The organism is Peptoniphilus sp. oral taxon 836 str. F0141 (assembly GCF_000179335.1).
Taxonomy (GTDB): Bacteria; Bacillota; Clostridia; order Tissierellales; family Peptoniphilaceae; genus Peptoniphilus_A; species Peptoniphilus_A lacrimalis.
The window spans coordinates 1-1,668 of sequence record NZ_AEAA01000001.1 but is presented as its reverse complement, the minus strand read 5'-3'; the positions used below and the strand labels follow the sequence as shown (position 1 = coordinate 1,668).

Annotated in this window: 1 protein-coding gene and 1 pseudogene; both read right to left on the bottom strand. The window is 32.8% G+C overall.

Annotated features, from left to right (window positions below):
• Positions 1-374, bottom strand: a 374-nt coding sequence (gene nrdG / locus HMPREF9131_RS00010; protein WP_009344673.1) for an anaerobic ribonucleoside-triphosphate reductase activating protein, incomplete at its 3' end; no start/stop codon positions are given.
• Positions 374-1,668, bottom strand: a pseudogene (gene nrdD, locus HMPREF9131_RS00005) (anaerobic ribonucleoside-triphosphate reductase); the annotation flags it as partial. The pseudogene nrdD and the gene nrdG, both read right to left, overlap by 1 nt.

The window sequence follows — 1,668 nt, the reverse complement described above, 5'->3', positions numbered from 1 at the left end:
TCTACCAAAACATCACAATAGCTTAAGAGTTTTTTCTTCAGTGGGTCAGCTTGTATTTGTTCGTAAGTGTAACCTGAATATATCCAAATAGATTTATGGCTTTTTTCTCTAATTTTTCCTACAATTTCTATTAAATCCTCAGTATTTTGAAAGGGCTCGCCACCTAAAATGGTAAGCCCCTTTATTTCTTCTAAATTCATATAGGAAATTATCTTTTTGGTTTCTTCATTGGTCCACAACTTACCATAGCTAAAATCTTGATACTCTTTATTGAAACATTGGGGGCATTTATGATTGCAACCAGTAACAAAAAAGCTACATCTTATTCCAGGTCCGTTTGCGACATCATATTTTCTTATTTGACCATATTTCATTATATATGAAGCACTCTATCTTTTATTTCCTTAGTTCTTCCTTCATTCCAGAAATTTTCGCCTAAATATCCGCAGGTTCTTCTTACTACAGTTAAAGTTGCACGGTCAGTGTTGCCACATTGTGGACATTGCCATTGACCATCTTCGTTTAATTTTATTTCTCCATCAAAACCACATTCTGCACAATAATCTGATTTAGTGTTAAATTCTGCATATTGGATATTATCATAAATATATCTTACAATTGTTTCCAAAGCTTCAAGGTTGTGTTCCATGTTTGGAATTTCTACATAGGATATGCAACCACCTGAAGATTTATCTTGGAATTTTGATTCGAAAGAAAATTTTTCAAAGGCAGAAATTTCTTCACGCACATCTACATGGAATGAGTTTGTATAGTAACCCTTGTCTGTAACATTTTCATAATTCCGAATCTTTTTCTATCTATTGAATTGAATCTGTTAGTTAAGGATTCAGCAGGAGTTGCGTATAGGGTAAATTTAATTCCATATTCTTTGGTCCATTTTTTTACTGCTGCGTTTAATGTATCCATAATTCTCATTGCAAAAGGATAGCCCTTAGCATCTGTATGGGATACGCCCTTAGTTAAATATGTCGCTTCATAAATTCCTATATATCCTAATGACACTGTTGAATATCCATCCAATAGAAGAGGAGCTATACTTTCATGCTTGCCAAGTCTTGCAATTGCTCCATGTTGCCAGTGGATTGGTGAAGAATCACTGGTTACTTTCTTTAAATGTTCGTATCTTAAAAGTCCAACTCTTTTTACAAGGTCTAGTCTTTTGTTTAAAATTTCAAAGAATTTATTTTCATCGCCATTTGCTAAAATTCCTATTTGTGGAAGATTAATTGTGCAAGCTCCCATATTGAAACGACCATCAAATTTGTATTTGCCTTTTTGGTCTTTGTATGGTGGTAAAAATGCCCTGCAGCCCATTGGTGAAAATACATTTCCTTCGTAATTTGAAGCCATTTTTTTAGCTGAAATGTAATCAGGATACATTCTTTTAGCTGTGCAACGGATAGCTAAACTTGTTAGATAATAATATTTTGAATCCTTGTGTATATTATTTTCATCTAGTACATATATTAATTTTGGAAAAGCTGGTGTTACATAAACTCCGGCGTCATTTTTAATTCCTTTAATTCTTTGTTTTAAAATTTCTTCAATAATAAGTGCAACTTCATTTTCATAAATATCGCCGTCTTTAATATGCATAAACAAGGTTACAAAGGGTGCTTCGTCCATTTGAAGTCATTAGAGTATTTA